Raw genomic sequence first — 16,829 nt, 5'->3', positions numbered from 1 at the left:
GTCTTTTTTTGGTTACATAATATCAACAAAAAGTATTGTTTATTTTATATTTTAAGGTAAAATTAAGCGTTGAGGTTAATTATAATAAATGTGAAACCAATTACTGTCTAGATACGTCTAATTATGTAAGTGACTTGTATTTGATGTGTAATATAAATTTAATAAAAATTTTCTGGTATGTATGGTATTTTCTTAGTAGTATATATATTTGAAGTTATTATACATTATAAAAGAATTCAATAAATAAAGTAGGGGATATATAAATGTTAATTATAGATATAGTGATCGCTTTTGTTATATCGTTTTTTTCAACACTTTTTTTAGTTTATCCAATAAAAAAAATAGCAATTCGATTTGGATTCATTGATTTACCAAATTACAGAAAAATCCATACAACTGCTACACCAAGACTTGGCGGATTAGCAATGTTTTTAGGTGTGGGATTGGGTTTGCTTTATTTACAACCGCAGCATCCTGAATATTTTGGGATCATAATAGGTGCAATTATTATCATAATAATAGGTTTATTAGACGATAAATACCAAATCAAACCCTTCTTAAAATTAGGAGGCCAATTGTTTGCAGCTGGAACTGTTGTATACGCTGGTGTAATTATTGATCGCATAACGCTACCTATCTTGGGAGTAGTAGATCTTAATAACTTTAGTATAATAATCACACTTTTGTGGATAGTAGGTATAACGAATGCAATCAACCTAATTGACGGTTTAGATGGATTAGCGTCAGGTATAACGACTATTGGATTAGTTAGTATTTTGATCATGGCAATTACAGACCATCATATCTTCGTGATATATTTATGTATCGTATTAATTGCAAGTAATTTAGGATTCTTATTCCACAACTTTCATCCTGCTAAAATTTACATGGGTGATACGGGATCCATGTTTCTTGGTTATTCTATTGCAGTTATTTCGACATTGGGGCTTTTTAAAAATGTAACGTTATTTAGTTTCATAATTCCGGTAATAGTATTAGCAATTCCGATATTTGATACGCTATTTGCAATAATTAGACGAGCGTTAAATGGTGATAATATAATGCTTGCCGATAAAAAACATATTCATTATCAATTATTAGCTTCTGGCTTTAGTCATCGGTCAACTGTATTAATTCTCTATGCATTTGCAATTTTATTCGGTTTGCTCGGCATTTTATTTTCGAATGCATCATTAAGCCTGTCTTTAGTTGTCTCATTTATTGTATTAATATTACTACAAATATTTGCAGAACTTGCAGGTGTTATTGGTAAAGGGAAAATGCCGTTAATAGGAATGATGAAAAAAACATATAATAAAGTGAAAATAATGGTTAATTTATAATTCTTATCTCTAACTTAATTTATATAAAATAATTTTTGGGATTTGTTGTTAAAACAAATCCCTTTAACAATGATGAAGATAATTAATATTCTATGCTATAATGTTTGGGATATGTTTCATAAATGGCATTGAATGGAAGGTTGTTAAAATGAACAAAGTTACGATTTTATTTTATATTTATCAAATGGGAGCTGGTGGTGCTGCAAGGACGTTATTAAATATTATTAATAACTTGGACCGCGACAAGTTTAATCCAATAATCGTTACGTTAAACTATGAAGGATCGTACGAATCAGAATTAAAAGAAGATGTTAAATTTATAAAGTTAGATACAAAAAGGTTAAGTAGGTCTATTTTTAAACTTGCTAAAATTATAAGAAATGAGCGAGTTAATATTGTTTTTAGTACAATACCACGGGTAAACACGATAGCAATTCTTGCAAATACCCTTTCTTTCTCAGGTGCAAAAAATGTCATTAGAGAAGCGGATAATTTAGGTGGTACGTTTAAAGAAAATATACAACTTATAGGATTTGGTTTTATCTACAAATTCGCTAAACAGATAATCTCTTTATCGGAGGGTGTAAAGCAGAATCTAGTAAATAGGTATAAGATCAAACCTGATGATATTAAAGTGATTTATAATCCAATAGATTTAAAAAATGTTAATGAAAAAATGAATGAAGAAATAGATCCTTTATTCACAGAAATATTTAATACGAATGAAAAAGTTATTATCACAGCAGGTCGTTTAGTACCTCAAAAGGATCAACATACATTATTACGCGCTTTTGCAACAGTAAATAAACAAATAAAAAGTCGTCTTGTCATTCTTGGTGAAGGCCCACTTGAAGAGGAATTAATGGATCTCGCTTCTACATTAGCGGTTGCAGATAGAGTTCATTTTATCGGCTTTCAGCGTAATCCATATTCTTATTTCAAAAAAGCAGATTTGTTTGTATTATCCTCCATCCACGAGGGATTTAGTCATGTAATAGCGGAAGCACTAGCAACGGGTACGCTAGTTGTTTCTACAGACTGTAAATCCGGCCCACGAGAAGTCTTAGATAATGGTAAGTATGGTCGCTTGTGTGAAGTTGGAAGCGATAATGACATGAGTAACCAAATAATACAATTACTATCGTTAGAAAAAGAAGAATTGAACCGTGTTATTGATAAAGGTTATCAAAGAGCTCGTTTTTTTGATGCTAAAGATATCGTAAGTAAATATGAGAAGGCCTTTTTGGCTACTTTAAATTTACAAGATCATAAGACTGAAGGGTGAGTTGTGCATTGACAAATAAACAAAAGGTTGTACATTTAACAACTGTACACAATCCCTATGACACTAGAATTTATCATAAAGAATGTAGATCACTTCAAGAAGCTGGATTTGACGTCTCATTAATTGTTCCAGTTAGTGATGATGGTATAATTACTGACGAACAAAATGTTGCGATTATCCCTGTTAAGAAATATAATAGTAGATTGAAGAGAATGATTATGTCTACATTTCAAGTATATCGAAAAGCAAAACAAATAGATGCAGATTACTATCATTTTCATGATCCCGAGTTACTTATCGTAGGCTGGTTGCTAAAGAACAATAACAACCATGTTATTTACGACATTCATGAAGATTACTACACCAGTATCATGCAAAAAGAGTATATTGCTAAACCACTAAGAAGATTTATGGGACAAGTGTATAATGTAATGGAGCGGTTTTTTTCGAAAAAAATGGACCTATGTTTAGCTGAAAAATATTATCAAGAAAAGTATCCAAGAGGAAAATGCATTTTAAATTATCCGAAACTAAATAAAAAATTAATTGAACATTATAATGAAAATAAATCAAAGGGAAATGCATTGATTTATACCGGTAATGTTTCCCTTGATAGAGGTGCTAGTATTCATTCTAAAATTCCTCTGATAGATGAGGAAGTGGAAATTCATTTCATCGGTAAATGTCCAGGACAAATTGCCGAAGTCATGTATACTAATTCCAAAGGTAATTCAGATCGTCTTATTATCGAAGGTATTAATCGTTTCGTTGAAAGGGAAGAAATTGATGCTAAATATATTAGTAAGAACTGGTTAGCTGGACTAGCTATATTTCCTCCAACAGATCATTATATGAAAAAAGAATTAACCAAGTTTTTTGAATATATGAGTGTTGGTATTCCGATTATTTGCTCTGATTTTCCAGTGTGGCGTAGGTTTATTGAAAAATATCAATGTGGCATAACAGTTGATCCGTCAAATCCTGAAGCTATCAGAAATGCTATCGATTATATAAAAAAGAATCCGTTAGAAGCTAGTCGAATGGGTAACAATGGTAAAGAGGCTGTAATGAAGGAATTAAATTGGGATTTAGAAGAGATGAAATTAGTTGAATGGTATAAAGAATTAATGGTAAAGCATGAATTTAAAATGCAAGTATAGTAGAGGTGGAAACTGGTATGCGTGACGAAGAACAGATGCCATTAATATCTATCATTACTCCCACCTACAATGCTGAAAAGTATATCGATGAAACAATTATGTCTGTAATAAAACAATCTTACACTAATTGGGAAATGATTATTGTTGATGATGGATCTAAGGATAAGACGATTGATTTGATCAAAAGTTATCAAAAAGATGATAATAGAATAAACTTAACGATTTTGCCACATAATCAAGGTGCTGGAATAGCTAGAAATACAGCCTTGAAAAAAGCAAAAGGAAAATATATCGCCTTTTTAGACAGTGATGACAAATGGTTACCAGGAAAACTAAAGAAACAGTTGAACTTCATGCAAGAAAACAATATTGCCTTTTCGTTTACGGAATATGATAGAATGCAAAATAGTGATAGTGGAGAAAAAATAATTAAAAGAGTTCATATACCTACAAACGCTAATTATAAGCAATTGTTAAAAAAGAACGTAGTGGGTTGTCTAACTGTCATGATAGATACTTCATTAACAGGTGAAATCACAATGAATGATATACGAGCAAGACAAGATTATGCTCTGTGGTTAGAATTAACTAGAAAAGGATTTAAAGCTTATGGGATCCAAGAAGTATTAGCTGAATATAGGGTCAGAGGAAATTCAATATCAAGTAATAAATTGAAAATGGCCAGGCAGAATTGGATGGTTTATCGTAAGGTTGAAAAGTTAAATATATGGAAAAGTATATGGTATTTTAGTCATTATATGATATTGAAAATGAAAGAATATTTCAGATATGTTACCTGAATATAATTGAGAGGGATTAGCTATCAATTTATGTAGCGTGTAACGATATAAAAAACAAATTAGAGAATAAGAAAGTTATTAGGCGGTGCTGAAAATGCGTAATTATTTATTAGAAATGTTAAAAAGAAAAGATTTGCTAATATATCTTGTGAAGTCTGGTATAAAAGCAGAAAATAGGGATAGCTATTTGGGCTATTTTTGGTGGTTATTAGATCCACTACTTAATGTAGTCGTATACTACTTCTTAGTAGTTGTTATATTAGGAAGAGGTGGTCCAGATTATCCGGTATACCTCGTAATAGGTTTGGTTGTTTGGAGATGGATGAGTACAACAATTAATGCATCTGCAAAAGCAATTACTAAATATACAACGATTATTAATCAGGTATATTTACCGAAATCTATTTTTCCATTAGCTTTGTCATCAACGCAACTATTTAACTTCTCATTTGGCTTAGTTGTAATAGCGATATTTCTTGGCTTTTTCGGAATAATTCCTAGTTGGCATATTGTATTATTACCAGTAATAATATTGATACAATTATTATTGTTAATTGCCATTAGCTTATTTGTTTCCTATATATGTGTTTTCATTAGAGATATTGATAATATATTAAGTCATATAATTAGAATGTTCTTCTATGCTTCACCAATAATATGGGAAAGTGACAGACTCGCTCATTTGCCTGATGGATTTAATTTAATAATTAGTCTGAACCCAGTTGCGATTCTACTAAACGCTTACAGGGATATACTAATGTATCATACAGTTCCAGACTTTACTGGTCTCATAGTAATCGGGACTCTTTCAGTGGTTACCATTTTGTTAATGTTATTTTACTATAGCAAAAATGAACATAAGATCATTAAAGCACTATAAAAAGAGGGTATAATTAAAATGTCGGAAATAGAAAATAAAATTGTTAATCGCGAAGAGGTCATAAAAACTGAAGGATTAGGTGTGTCATTTAATTCTGGTTATAAAAAAGATGATTATAAATCAAAAACCATAAGTTTTTTGCGAAATAAAAACAAGAAAAAAGAAAATAAATTAACATGGCCATTAAGGGACATTAATCTTGTCGCATATAAAGGAGAAGTTTTAGGGATTATTGGATCAAATGGTTCAGGTAAAACAACACTTTGTAAAGTGATTACAGGCATACTACAACCTGACGAAGGGTCAATTAATGTAAAAGGAAAAGTTTCCACCTTATTTTCAATGGGGATGGGTTTTAATAAAGATTTAACAGGAAGAGAAAATGTATATTTAAACGGTATGATGTTAGGTATTGACAAGGTCAAAATCGACTTGTTTTTTGATGAAATCCATGAATTTTCTGGTATTGGTGAATTTATGGAACAACCAATGAAAAAGTATTCTAGTGGGATGAAAGCTCGTCTTGGATTTAGTGTCGCAGCGCATTTAGATCCTGAAATATTAATTTTAGATGAAGCTTTAAATACTGGAGATGCAGCTTTTAGTAAAAAAGCTGCAATTAAAATCAAAGAACTTGTGCAAAGAGCAAAAATTGTAATTATCGTAACTCATAGTCATAAGTACGCACTGGAGAATTGTGATAGGCTTGTATGGTTAGAACAGGGTTCTATAATGAGTATTGGTGATCCAGAAAACATTGTCAAAGAATATGAAGCAACGATCCCTAAGAAAACCGCTAAACCACAAAGGAAACTAGACTTAAAAAAGACTAATGCAGATATTAAAGATTCTGTAGTTATTAATGCAGAGAATGTCAGTGTAGAGTATAAAATAAAAAAACGGAAATTCAAGGCACTTGATAACCTTAACTTTACAATAAATGAAGGAGAAGTTGTTGGGATAATTGGTCATAACGGAGCTGGTAAAAGTACGCTATGTAAAACTTTAACCCAAATAATTAGTCCAGATCATGGTGTTTTAACTGTTAATGGAGAAACTACTGCTCTTTTAAGTTATGGTACAGGCTTTAATGCACAATTAAATGGGACTGATAATATATATTTAAATGGTATGTTATTAGGTATTCCAATTGATGTAGTGAAAAGAAATTATGAGAATATAGTCGAATTTTCGGAATTAGGAAAGTTCATCAATAAACCAATAAAGCACTACTCTAGTGGTATGAGAGCAAGACTTGGTTTTAGTATAGCTGCAATCTTACAACCTGATATCTTCATTATTGATGAAGCACTTTCGACGGGTGACATGGCTTTTAGACAAAAAGCAAGTGAAAAAATCCAAGGAATGATGGAGCAAGCAAAAGCAGTTATAATTGTTTCACACAGTTTAGGTTTTGTTGAAAAAGTTTGTACTAGGGCTATATTAATCGAAAAAGGTAAAATAATTGCAGACGGAGAATCAAAAGAAGTTGTTAAAGCTTATAGAGATAAGATTAATGATAAGAAGAAATAAAATACTAAATAAAGTATAGGTGTTGTAGTAATGAAAAAATCTTTACTGCGTTTAAGTTCTGACATAACACAGTATATTCTTGATAATGTTCTCACTGTTAAGCAGAGAAATTATTTTAAAAAAAGTTTTTCTGAAAAGCAAAAAAGCTATATTAGAAGTTTAATGAGAAAAGGTAATAGACGTTCTGCAATAGAGAAAATAGATAATGTAAAGTATAAACTATACAACTTAGGATTCACTTCTAAAGCATATGAAGAACTAAAATCACTAGCGTTTTCACCAAATGATCCGTTAATAAACCGATTAGCGTCATGGGAAATTGCCTTATGGCATGCAAATCAGTACAGTGTAGAAGACGCAGAAAAGGCATTACGGTTCTTACCCATAGCAATAAAAGGGGTTAAAGACAAAGATCTCTTAAGAAGAGCAGTAATATTAGAAGTAGAAAGTTATGCGATTTTAGGGCAGATTGAATTAGCTGAAAAGAAAATTAAAAATGCAATTAAAAATAAGGCTCATCCAGATTTATTTCTTGCGTATGCAAATTTAAATCAGTCCCCATCAGAAAAAATAAAATGGATAAATAAAGCATATAGAAAGTATGGCATTGCACGAATAGAACTGCAATCTTTAAAGGCATCATCAACTTATGACTCTCTAATTGTGAAGGGTATAAAAAATAATTATAAAAATAGCAATATAAAGATCTCTGTAATTATTCCTGTCTATAACGCTGAAGCGGTTGTAGATACGGCCCTTACATCAATTATTAATCAAACATGGAGAAACATAGAAGTACTTGTAGTAGATGATTGTAGTACAGACAATACGCTTGATATAGTAAAGAAATATCAGTCTGAGGATAAAAGAATTAAGCTATTAAAAACAAAGCGTAATGGTGGAGCATACTTAGCACGTAATTTGGCTTTAAAAGAAGCTAAAGGAGAATTTGTTACAATTAATGATGCAGATGATTGGTCCCATCCACAGAAAATCCAGTTACAGGCAGAGCATCTTCTTAAAAATAAGAGTATTATTGCCAATATGTCGGAACAAGCCAGGGCTACAAATGATTTAAAATTCTATCGTAGAGGGAAACCAGGAAACTATATTTTTGGTAATATGTCATCATTAATGTTCCGACGAGAAAAGGTATTAAATAAAGTAGGCTATTGGGATGCTGTTCGCTTTGCTGCTGATTCAGAATTCATTAAAAGAATAAAAAAGAGTTTTGGGGAAAAAACAGTTGTTGAGATAGCAACTGGCCCTCTTTCTTTTCAAAGACAGTTAAATGGGTCTTTAACAGGAAATTCATTCTTCGGATTTCCAGGTTTTTTCATGGGGGCTAGAAAAGAGTACTTAGAAGCACAACTTCATTATCATGCTAACACGGAGGATCTTAAGTACCCGTTCGATTATGAACAGAAGAGACCGTTTCCTGTTCCAAGACCTATGTTACCCATGAAAGAGAAATTCACCGTTAAAAACCATTTTGAAGTAATATTAATATCGGATTTCCGATTAGATGAAAGTCCAACTAAACATAATCTAAATGAAATAAATAGATATAAACAATTAGGAATAAAGATCGGTCTTGTCCAACTGAATCAGTATAACTATCCAGCCAAAGAAGAGATAAATACAGGTATAAGAGATACTGTTGATGGTGACTTGGTACAAATAATCGTGTATGGTGAAGAGGTATCGTGCAACCATCTAATTTTAAGGTTCCCAACTATTTTGTTAGATTATCAAAAGTACATTCCTTCTATAGATGCAACAAATATTCATATTGTTGTTGAACAAAAAGACACTTTAGAGGATAACTTGACGTTGTATAATCAAAGGATAGAAGAGTACTTTGGAAAAAAAGGAAAGTGGATACCAACAAATGATAAACGCATAGATAGTTTATTAAAATATAACGCAGAAAACTTTAATTTATTTACTTTATCAGAAGATGATAGGAAATAAATAAAAAATTAGTCAGTGAAAAATATTATATTTAGTTAACGTATGTTTAAATTATAATATGGTTGAACTGAATTGATGGGAGACTTTTTCATGAAGTGGATTATAAAAAACCCTGCACCAACTGATTGGCGTCAAGATAAATGGGGAGATTTTCATTTTGGTCGATCTTTGATGAAATATTTAGAAAGAATGGGACAGAAAGTTGAAACAGATTACCATGGAGAATGGGATAATAATAAAAAAGCGGATGTTGTGCTAGTATTAAGAGGAAAGCACCCTTATACAGTAAAAGAAAATGACTTTAATATTATTTGGAACATATCCCATCCTGAGGCAGTGTCTCTAGAAGAATATGCATCCTATGATGTCGTGTTTGTAGCTTCTGAAACACATGCAACTTATTTAAAAGAACGAATCTCTGTGCCAGTCTATCCCCTTCTGCAATGTACGGATATTGAGGAGTTTTATGAAGGTGATTTGGATTATCATGACAGAGAAGATTTTATTTTTGTTGGTAACACGAGGAACGTAAAAAGACCATGCGTAATCTGGGCAGCTGATTCGGGTGTTCCATTAAAAGTTTGGGGAAGAGGTTGGACAGAATTCCTTGATAAACAGTTTATAGTTGGTAACTATATAGATAATCAAAAGTTAGGAAAATTATATTCACAATCCAAAATAGTCTTAAATGACCATTGGGAAGATATGAAGGAATTTGGATTCATTAATAATCGGATTTTTGATGCAATAGCATGTGGTTTACCAGTGATAACTGATTATCATGAATCACTGTATCAGCTATTTGGTGATAAAATACTTTATTACAACAATGAAGAAGAGTTTCAAAAGTGTTTAGAGAAAGTTTTACTTTCTTATCCTAAAGTAAAAAAAGATATTGATGACTTAAAAGATGAAGTGAACAAAAACTTCACTTTTGAAAATAGAGCTAACGTTTTAATAGAAATGATTAAAAAACATAAGTAGAAGAACAACCTAAATGAATAATAAAGTTTAGGTTACTATACTATGATAGACAGGAGATACACTATAAAATGAATAGATTTTGGGAAATACTAATATATCCTATACTCGAGGAATTGGATATAAGAAATGTTGTTGAAATAGGTGCCCAAAAAGGATTGCATACAAAGAAAATTTTAGATTATTGTATTCGTAAAGATGCTGTTCTCTATACTGTTGATCCATTGCGAATTGAAGAGTATGAAGCATGGGAAAAAGAACATCCTGAAAATTTTAGTTACATAGAGGAATTGAGTTTGAACGCTCTTTCTAAAATAACTGAATATGATGCTGTTTTTTTAGATGGAGATCATAATTGGTACACGGTTTATCATGAACTTAAGATGATTGAGAAAACATTTAGCAAAGGTAACTTTCCATTAATTTTTGCACATGACATTGGTTGGCCTTACGGTCGAAGAGATTTATACTACGATCCTGAAAATATTCCTGCTCATTATAGACAGGCACATAAAAAAGGAGGGATTCGTTTAGATTCAAGCCAACTAGTTAAAGATAAAGGTTTTAATGCACACTTACACAATAGTGTATACGAAAATACGCCCAAAAATGGTGTGAAAACAGGAATTGAAGATTTCTTGAATGAATCGGAATTTGATTTGGTTTTTGAAGAAGTTCATGGATTTCATGGATTAGGAATACTTTATGAAAAAACCCAAAAAAACATGCTAATTGAAAATGTATTAGAATCTAAAAAAGTTCATGAAAACATTGCTGAGAAACTGGAAAAGGAAAGACTTAGCTACCTTGTGAAAACATTGAATTTAAAACAGAAATTAGAAGCTCTAGAAGTAGTAGAGATAGATAATTCACAGTCAAATAGCGAATTTGAAGCTTTAGAAAATAAAGCAAATGAGCTACTAAAACAAGTTAATAATAAATCAGATGAAATTGAACAACTTAATGCTCAGCTTAGTGTCTTAAAAGAAGAAAACGATACACACAAAGATGCACAAGAGAAGTATAGTAATTTACAGCGTAAAGTGGAAAGATTGGAAAAGGAATTCAGAAAGCAAAGTAAAAAGCTTGAATTAGTGTATAGCTCAATTAAATATCAATTGGGAGATATATTAGTATCATCATTAAAATCTCCTAAGAAGTTTATTTTGTTACCATATACAGTAGCGAAATTGGTGAGAAGAGCTTACATTAGAAAGAAAAGACGTCCAGCAAAAAAAAACAATAAGTCTGAGAAGAACCCATTTAAAAATTTAAGCGATAGTGTTTTTTATAAAACAGTAAATGATATATGTGATAGTGAAAATGAAACTAATTTCAAACGACTAATCGAGCGAAGTGAAAATGAGCTTAAAAAAAATATTTATAATCTTAAAAATGAGCCCTTAATTAGCATAATTATGCCTACCTACAATCGTGGAGACGTTTTAGATCAATCGATAAAAAGTGTTTTAGAGCAGAGTTACACGAATTGGGAATTATTAATTTGTGATGATGGTAGCACCGATAACACGGAAAAGACGATTGCTAAATATATGGATTCAAGAATTCGCTACTTTAAATTACCATGGGGTGGTGCAGCAAAAGCGAGAAATCATGGTCTGGAAAATGCCAAGGGAGAATATATCGCTTATTTAGATACCGATAATATTTGGCATCCACAGTATCTACTTGCTAATCTCACTAAACTTATTGATAATCCTGGTTACTATTCAATATTTAATCGTTATATTGATGTATATTTCCATGATAATAATTATAGAGTTAAGACTTGTAAATCTTTAACTTTTGATTATGATAATTTAATGGAGAAAAACTTTATTGATCTAAATTCATTTGTTCATAAAAGGGAATTATATGACCATTTCGGAGGATTTAATGAAGAATTGCCAAGAAGGCAAGACTGGGATTTAGTTCTAAAATATACTTTCTTAAGAGATCCACTATATATAGATCAGTTATTAGTGATTTATAGAAGAAATAAAGAATGGAATCAAATTTCTCATGTGCATAGTGATGACACATCTAGTCAAGAAACAATTAAATCAAGCCTGGAATCATACTTCAAGAATGGCTTACCTGATAAAAAGAACCAAGAATCACTTCCTAAAATTACAATAATTTCTTGGGATGTGAGTAGAAATCATTTTTCCAAAGCTTATAATATTGCTGAATCGTTATCTAAGACGTATACAGTACAATTATTGGGCTTCCGATTTTTTGAGGAAGAAATATTTCCTCCCTATAAACATGAGACTCCAGATTTTAAAATGACAATTTTTGAAGGTGCAAATTTCCCTGATTTATTTAAAATGATGTCAGATGCATTAAAACAAATTGATGGGGATATCATATATGCAGTTAAACCAAGACTGACAAGCTTAGGATTGGCGTTATTAGCTAATTATCACTTAGAAAAACCTATTATCTTGGAATATAATGACTTAGAAACAGTTGTATCAAATCCACAAAAAGATAAATTAGTTGAAAAAGGTAAAGAGTCAACATCGATGAATTTTAAGGATGAAGAACTTCTTACTCCATACAGCTTGAAGTGGTCTACAATTGTTGAAAAATTATCAAAAGATGTACCGGTAACAACAACGCACAATAAGACTCTAGATCAATATTTTGGTGGGAATAGTTTCTATATTAGAAATCTAAAAGATGAAAAGCACTATGACCCTAATATTTATGACAGAAATAAATTAAGAGATGAATTAGGTTTTGAAAAAGATGATAGAATTATATTGTTTGGTGGATTAGTTAGAAAACATAAAGGAATATATGAATTAGTAAAATTATTAGACAAATTAGATGATGATAGATACAAATTACTATTTGTAGGATCACGTGTTACACCTGATCAAAAGAAATTAATAGAACAGTATGGAGACAAAATTAAAGTATTGCCACCTCAAGGAAGAAATGAAATGGCAAAAATAAATTATGCATCAGATTTAGTTATACTTTGGTTAGATCCTAATATCGCCGCTAGTCATTATCAGATGCCGTATAAATTTACCGATGCAATAGCAATGAAAGTGCCAGTTATATCTAACGATATTTCTGATTTAGGCGATCTATCTCGACAAGGTTATCTCAGACATGCAGATTTTGGTGATTTTAATCAGTTGAAAGTCGTCATCAAAGATATCTTTAATAATGAAGCAGAGACTGATAAAATGGTTAAAAAGGCAAGAAACTTGTATATTAGACAATTTTCATATAATGCAGTTAAAAGTAATTTAAATGTCATATTCGATATTGCGAAAAAACATAACTATAAATTGCAAGCTTCTAAAGACTTCGTTGATCTATTCAGTGAATTTTATGAAAACACATCAAAAAATGAAGAGCGAAGTGAATAGGGATAGAATAAAAAGTAATAATTTAAGCGGTGTGATGCTATGGGTGTCATACCGCTATATTTTTAATCTAGAAGGGATATGGTTTTATGAAAGGTATAATTCTTGCAGGTGGAAGTGGTACGCGTTTATATCCATTAACGATGGTAACAAGTAAACAGTTATTACCAATCTATGATAAACCAATGATTTATTATCCACTATCCACGTTAATGTTAGCAGGTATTCAGGATATTCTAATTATATCAACCCCGGATGATATTCCGCGTTTTCAGGCATTACTAGGTGATGGCTCGCAATTCGGTATTAATCTTGAATACAAAGTCCAAGAGAATCCAAATGGATTAGCAGAAGCTTTCATCATAGGAGAAGAATTTATCGGTAATGATCCTGTTGCTATGGTTCTGGGCGATAATGTTTATTATGGGAGTGGTTTAACAAATATTTTGAAACGTGCTGTCGAAAAAAAAGAAGGAGCTACTGTTTTCGGATATCATGTTCAGGATCCCGAAAGATTCGGTGTCGTTGAATTTGATGATACTGGTAAAGTGCTAAGTGTAGAAGAAAAACCAGATAACCCCAAATCACATTATGCGATAACAGGTCTATATTTCTATGATAATCGTGTAGTGGAAATTGCCAAAAATGTTAAACCTTCGAGCAGAGGTGAGTTAGAAATTACTTCTATTAATGAAGCGTATTTACAATCAGGAGAATTGGAAGTGGAACTTCTAGGACGTGGCTATACATGGTTAGATACAGGGACACATGAAAGTTTAGTCTCGGCTACTAATTTTGTCAAAACAGTAGAAGACCATCAGGGGATTAAAGTATCCGCACCAGAAGAAATTGCTTATATAAATGGTTGGATAACCAAAGAACAATTAACTAAATCAGGTCAATTGTTTTCTAAAACAGGTTATGGTCAATATTTATTAAAAGTAGCTAATGGAGAGATCAAATATTAAAAAGGGGTGAATACATGAAAGTTATAGAAACTAAACTTTCTGGTGTAAAAGTAATCGAACCATCTGTATTTGGAGATCATAGAGGTTGGTTTATGGAGACATATAGTGAAACTAAATTTAAAGAAGCAGGAATTGATATTGACTTTGTCCAAGATAATCAATCATTTTCTGCAACAAAAGGTACATTACGTGGGTTACACTATCAGCTTGATCCGAAAGCCCAAACGAAGCTCGTTCGTTGCACACAAGGTTCCATCTTTGATGTTGCTGTAGACATAAGAAAAGAAAGTCCATCTTATGGCGAATGGTTTGGCATCGAATTAAGTGCAGAAAACAAAAAGCAATTACTTGTGCCTAAAGGATTTGCTCATGCGTTTATGACACTAACAGAAAATTCTGAAGTGCAATACAAAGTTGATGAAGGGTATGCTCCTGAATGTGATCGCGGCATTCGTTGGGATGATCCGACAATTAACGTTACGTGGCCGATAGAAATTACCCCAGTGTTATCAGAAAAAGATGAAAAAGCGCCATTGTTAGAAGACGCAGAGAATAATTTTAGCTAGAAGGAGTAGTGTTATGAAACTTTTCGTTACAGGATACGCCGGACAACTTGGTTATGATGTGGTTCAGGAAGGGTTAAAGCAAGGTTTCGAAATACATGGTTCGGGTCGCGATCAATTAGATATTACGAATGAACAAGCTGTGTATGAGTATGTGAATCAAATAAATCCAGATGTGATCATTCATTGTGCAGCATATACAGCTGTCGATAAAGCGGAAGATAATAAAGAAGCGTGTTGGGATGTAAATGTCAACGGAACTAGATACCTAGCAGCTGCAGCCAAACAAGTACAAGCAAAATTCATGTATATTAGCACAGATTACGTATTCGATGGGTCAGGAAAAGAGCCATTTACAGAAACAGATCCAACTAATCCCGTTGGTTATTATGGTCTAACGAAACTTGAAGGAGAAAAACGTGTCCAGGAATTATTAAATGAAGCCTTTATTATCCGTATTTCTTGGGTGTTTGGTAGTAATGGCAATAACTTTATAAAAACCATGTTACGTCTCTCCGAAACACATAAAGAATTAAAAGTAGTAGGAGATCAATACGGTTCTCCTACGTATACGTATGATCTGGCGAAGTTGTTACTAGAGATTGTTCAAACAAATAAGTATGGTACGTATCACGCATCCAATGAAGGTTTTTGTACATGGTCAGACTTTGCGAAGGAAATATTTAAGCAGGCTGATAAACAGATATCAGTTGAGAGCATTCCGACTGCGGAATATCCAACGCGTGCTGTCCGCCCACTGAACTCGCGCATGTCTAAAGCTAAATTAGAAGATCAAGGATTCCAACGTTTGCCAAGTTGGCAGGATGCCTTAACACATTATTTAGAACAATTAAATAAAGAGGTGAGATAGATGTCTAAAAAGAAAATAGTTGTGACAGGTGGCGCAGGTTTTATTGGTGGGAATTTTGTTCAATATATGGTTGAAAAATATCCGAATTACCATATATATAATTTGGATGAACTAACCTATGCAGGTGATTTAACCAAGCACCAAATTGTTGAAAAAAATGAAAATTATCATTTTGTCAAAGCAGACATTACGGATCGGAAATCGATTTCATCGTTATTTGAGAAAGAACAATTTGATTATGTAGTCCACTTTGCAGCAGAAAGTCATGTCGATCGTTCGATAACTGATCCTGAAATTTTCATCCGGACGAATGTATTAGGTACTCAAGTATTGCTAGATGCAGCAAAGGCAATTGACATCAAGAAATTTGTTCATGTGTCTACAGATGAAGTTTATGGAGAATTAGATTTTGATCCAACGACCTTTTTCACCGAAGAAACACCACTACAAGCAAATAGTCCGTATAGTGCAAGTAAAGCATCTTCAGACTTATTGGTACGCGCCTATCATGAAACATATGGATTACCAGTGAATATTACGCGTTGTTCTAATAATTATGGCCCTTATCATTTTCCAGAGAAGTTAATTCCATTAACTATTTCACGTGTGTTAAATGACGAGAAGGTACCCGTTTATGGTGATGGAAAGAACATTCGCGATTGGTTACATGTTCAAGATCATTGTTCTGCGATTGACCTTGTATTACATGAAGGAATTAGTGGGGAAGTCTATAACATCGGTGGACATAATGAAAAAACAAATTTAGAAGTAGTAAAAACAATTATTCAAGCACTTGATAAATCAGAAGAATTAATTGAATTTGTAGAAGATCGTTTAGGGCACGACAAACGCTATGCGATTGATCCAACGAAACTCGAAAAGCTTGGTTGGAAGCCAACTTATAACTTTGATACTGGTATTGTACAAACCATCCAGTGGTATCTAAACAATAAGGATTGGTGGGAGCAAATTATTAGTGGAGAATACAAGCAATATTTTGATAAACAATATTCAATTAAATAAGTTGAGAGCAATGAAAAATTAATGATGCATAATACCCACAGCTAATATTAGCTGTGGGTATT

13 protein-coding genes are annotated in these 16,829 nt (G+C 32.1%); all 13 read left to right on the top strand.

The annotated features are described in order from the left end of the window. Window positions 1-263 precede the first annotated feature (263 nt). Window positions 264-1,343, top strand: coding sequence for a glycosyltransferase family 4 protein (locus tag DM447_RS15915; RefSeq protein WP_112182172.1), 1,080 nt, complete (start codon window positions 264-266; stop codon window positions 1,341-1,343). 148 nt (window positions 1,344-1,491) lie between these two features. Continuing rightward, window positions 1,492-2,628 carry a glycosyltransferase gene (locus tag DM447_RS15910; protein WP_112182171.1) on the top strand — a complete coding sequence of 379 codons (1,137 nt, stop codon included), beginning with the start codon at window positions 1,492-1,494 and terminating at the stop codon, window positions 2,626-2,628. 8 nt (window positions 2,629-2,636) lie between these two features. Beyond that, entirely contained in the window at window positions 2,637-3,788 is a 1,152-nt protein-coding gene (locus DM447_RS15905; RefSeq protein WP_112182170.1) for a glycosyltransferase, read from the top strand. A 17-nt stretch (window positions 3,789-3,805) separates the two neighbouring features. Continuing rightward, the gene (locus DM447_RS15900) at window positions 3,806-4,588 is read left to right on the top strand and encodes a glycosyltransferase family 2 protein (protein WP_112182169.1); all 783 of its coding nucleotides are present in this window, start codon (window positions 3,806-3,808) and stop codon (window positions 4,586-4,588) included. 94 nt (window positions 4,589-4,682) lie between these two features. After that, window positions 4,683-5,468, top strand: coding sequence for an ABC transporter permease (locus DM447_RS15895; RefSeq protein ID WP_112182168.1), 786 nt, complete (start codon window positions 4,683-4,685; stop codon window positions 5,466-5,468). Between the two features lie 18 nt (window positions 5,469-5,486). Then, window positions 5,487-7,001 carry an ABC transporter ATP-binding protein gene (locus DM447_RS15890; RefSeq protein WP_112182167.1) on the top strand — a complete coding sequence of 505 codons (1,515 nt, stop codon included), beginning with the start codon at window positions 5,487-5,489 and terminating at the stop codon, window positions 6,999-7,001. 30 nt (window positions 7,002-7,031) lie between these two features. Beyond that, entirely contained in the window at window positions 7,032-8,975 is a 1,944-nt protein-coding gene (locus DM447_RS15885) for a glycosyltransferase family 2 protein (protein WP_112182166.1), read from the top strand. Window positions 8,976-9,065: 90 nt separating this feature from the next. Next, entirely contained in the window at window positions 9,066-9,959 is an 894-nt protein-coding gene (locus DM447_RS15880) for a CgeB family protein (RefSeq protein WP_157967903.1), read from the top strand. Between the two features lie 68 nt (window positions 9,960-10,027). Continuing rightward, on the top strand, window positions 10,028-13,345 hold the full coding sequence (locus tag DM447_RS15875; protein WP_112182164.1) for a glycosyltransferase: 3,318 nt from the start codon (window positions 10,028-10,030) through the stop codon (window positions 13,343-13,345). Window positions 13,346-13,431: 86 nt separating this feature from the next. Next, window positions 13,432-14,310 (top strand): glucose-1-phosphate thymidylyltransferase RfbA, encoded by an 879-nt coding sequence (rfbA, locus tag DM447_RS15870; protein ID WP_112182163.1) that lies wholly within the window; start codon window positions 13,432-13,434, stop codon window positions 14,308-14,310. Between the two features lie 14 nt (window positions 14,311-14,324). Beyond that, window positions 14,325-14,876 carry a dTDP-4-dehydrorhamnose 3,5-epimerase gene (gene rfbC, locus DM447_RS15865; protein WP_112182162.1) on the top strand — a complete coding sequence of 184 codons (552 nt, stop codon included), beginning with the start codon at window positions 14,325-14,327 and terminating at the stop codon, window positions 14,874-14,876. 13 nt (window positions 14,877-14,889) lie between these two features. Beyond that, complete coding sequence (gene rfbD, locus DM447_RS15860) at window positions 14,890-15,744, top strand: dTDP-4-dehydrorhamnose reductase (RefSeq protein WP_112182161.1); 855 nt, start codon at window positions 14,890-14,892, stop codon at window positions 15,742-15,744. Next, window positions 15,745-16,767 (top strand): dTDP-glucose 4,6-dehydratase, encoded by a 1,023-nt coding sequence (gene rfbB / locus DM447_RS15855; protein WP_112182160.1) that lies wholly within the window; start codon window positions 15,745-15,747, stop codon window positions 16,765-16,767. Window positions 16,768-16,829: the final 62 nt, after the last annotated feature.

Source organism: Paraliobacillus zengyii, from assembly GCF_003268595.1.
In the GTDB taxonomy this organism is placed as follows: Bacteria; Bacillota; Bacilli; order Bacillales; family Amphibacillaceae; genus Paraliobacillus_A; species Paraliobacillus_A zengyii.
Note: the sequence above shows the minus strand (reverse complement) of the source record. Positions and strands in the feature narration are given on the sequence as shown.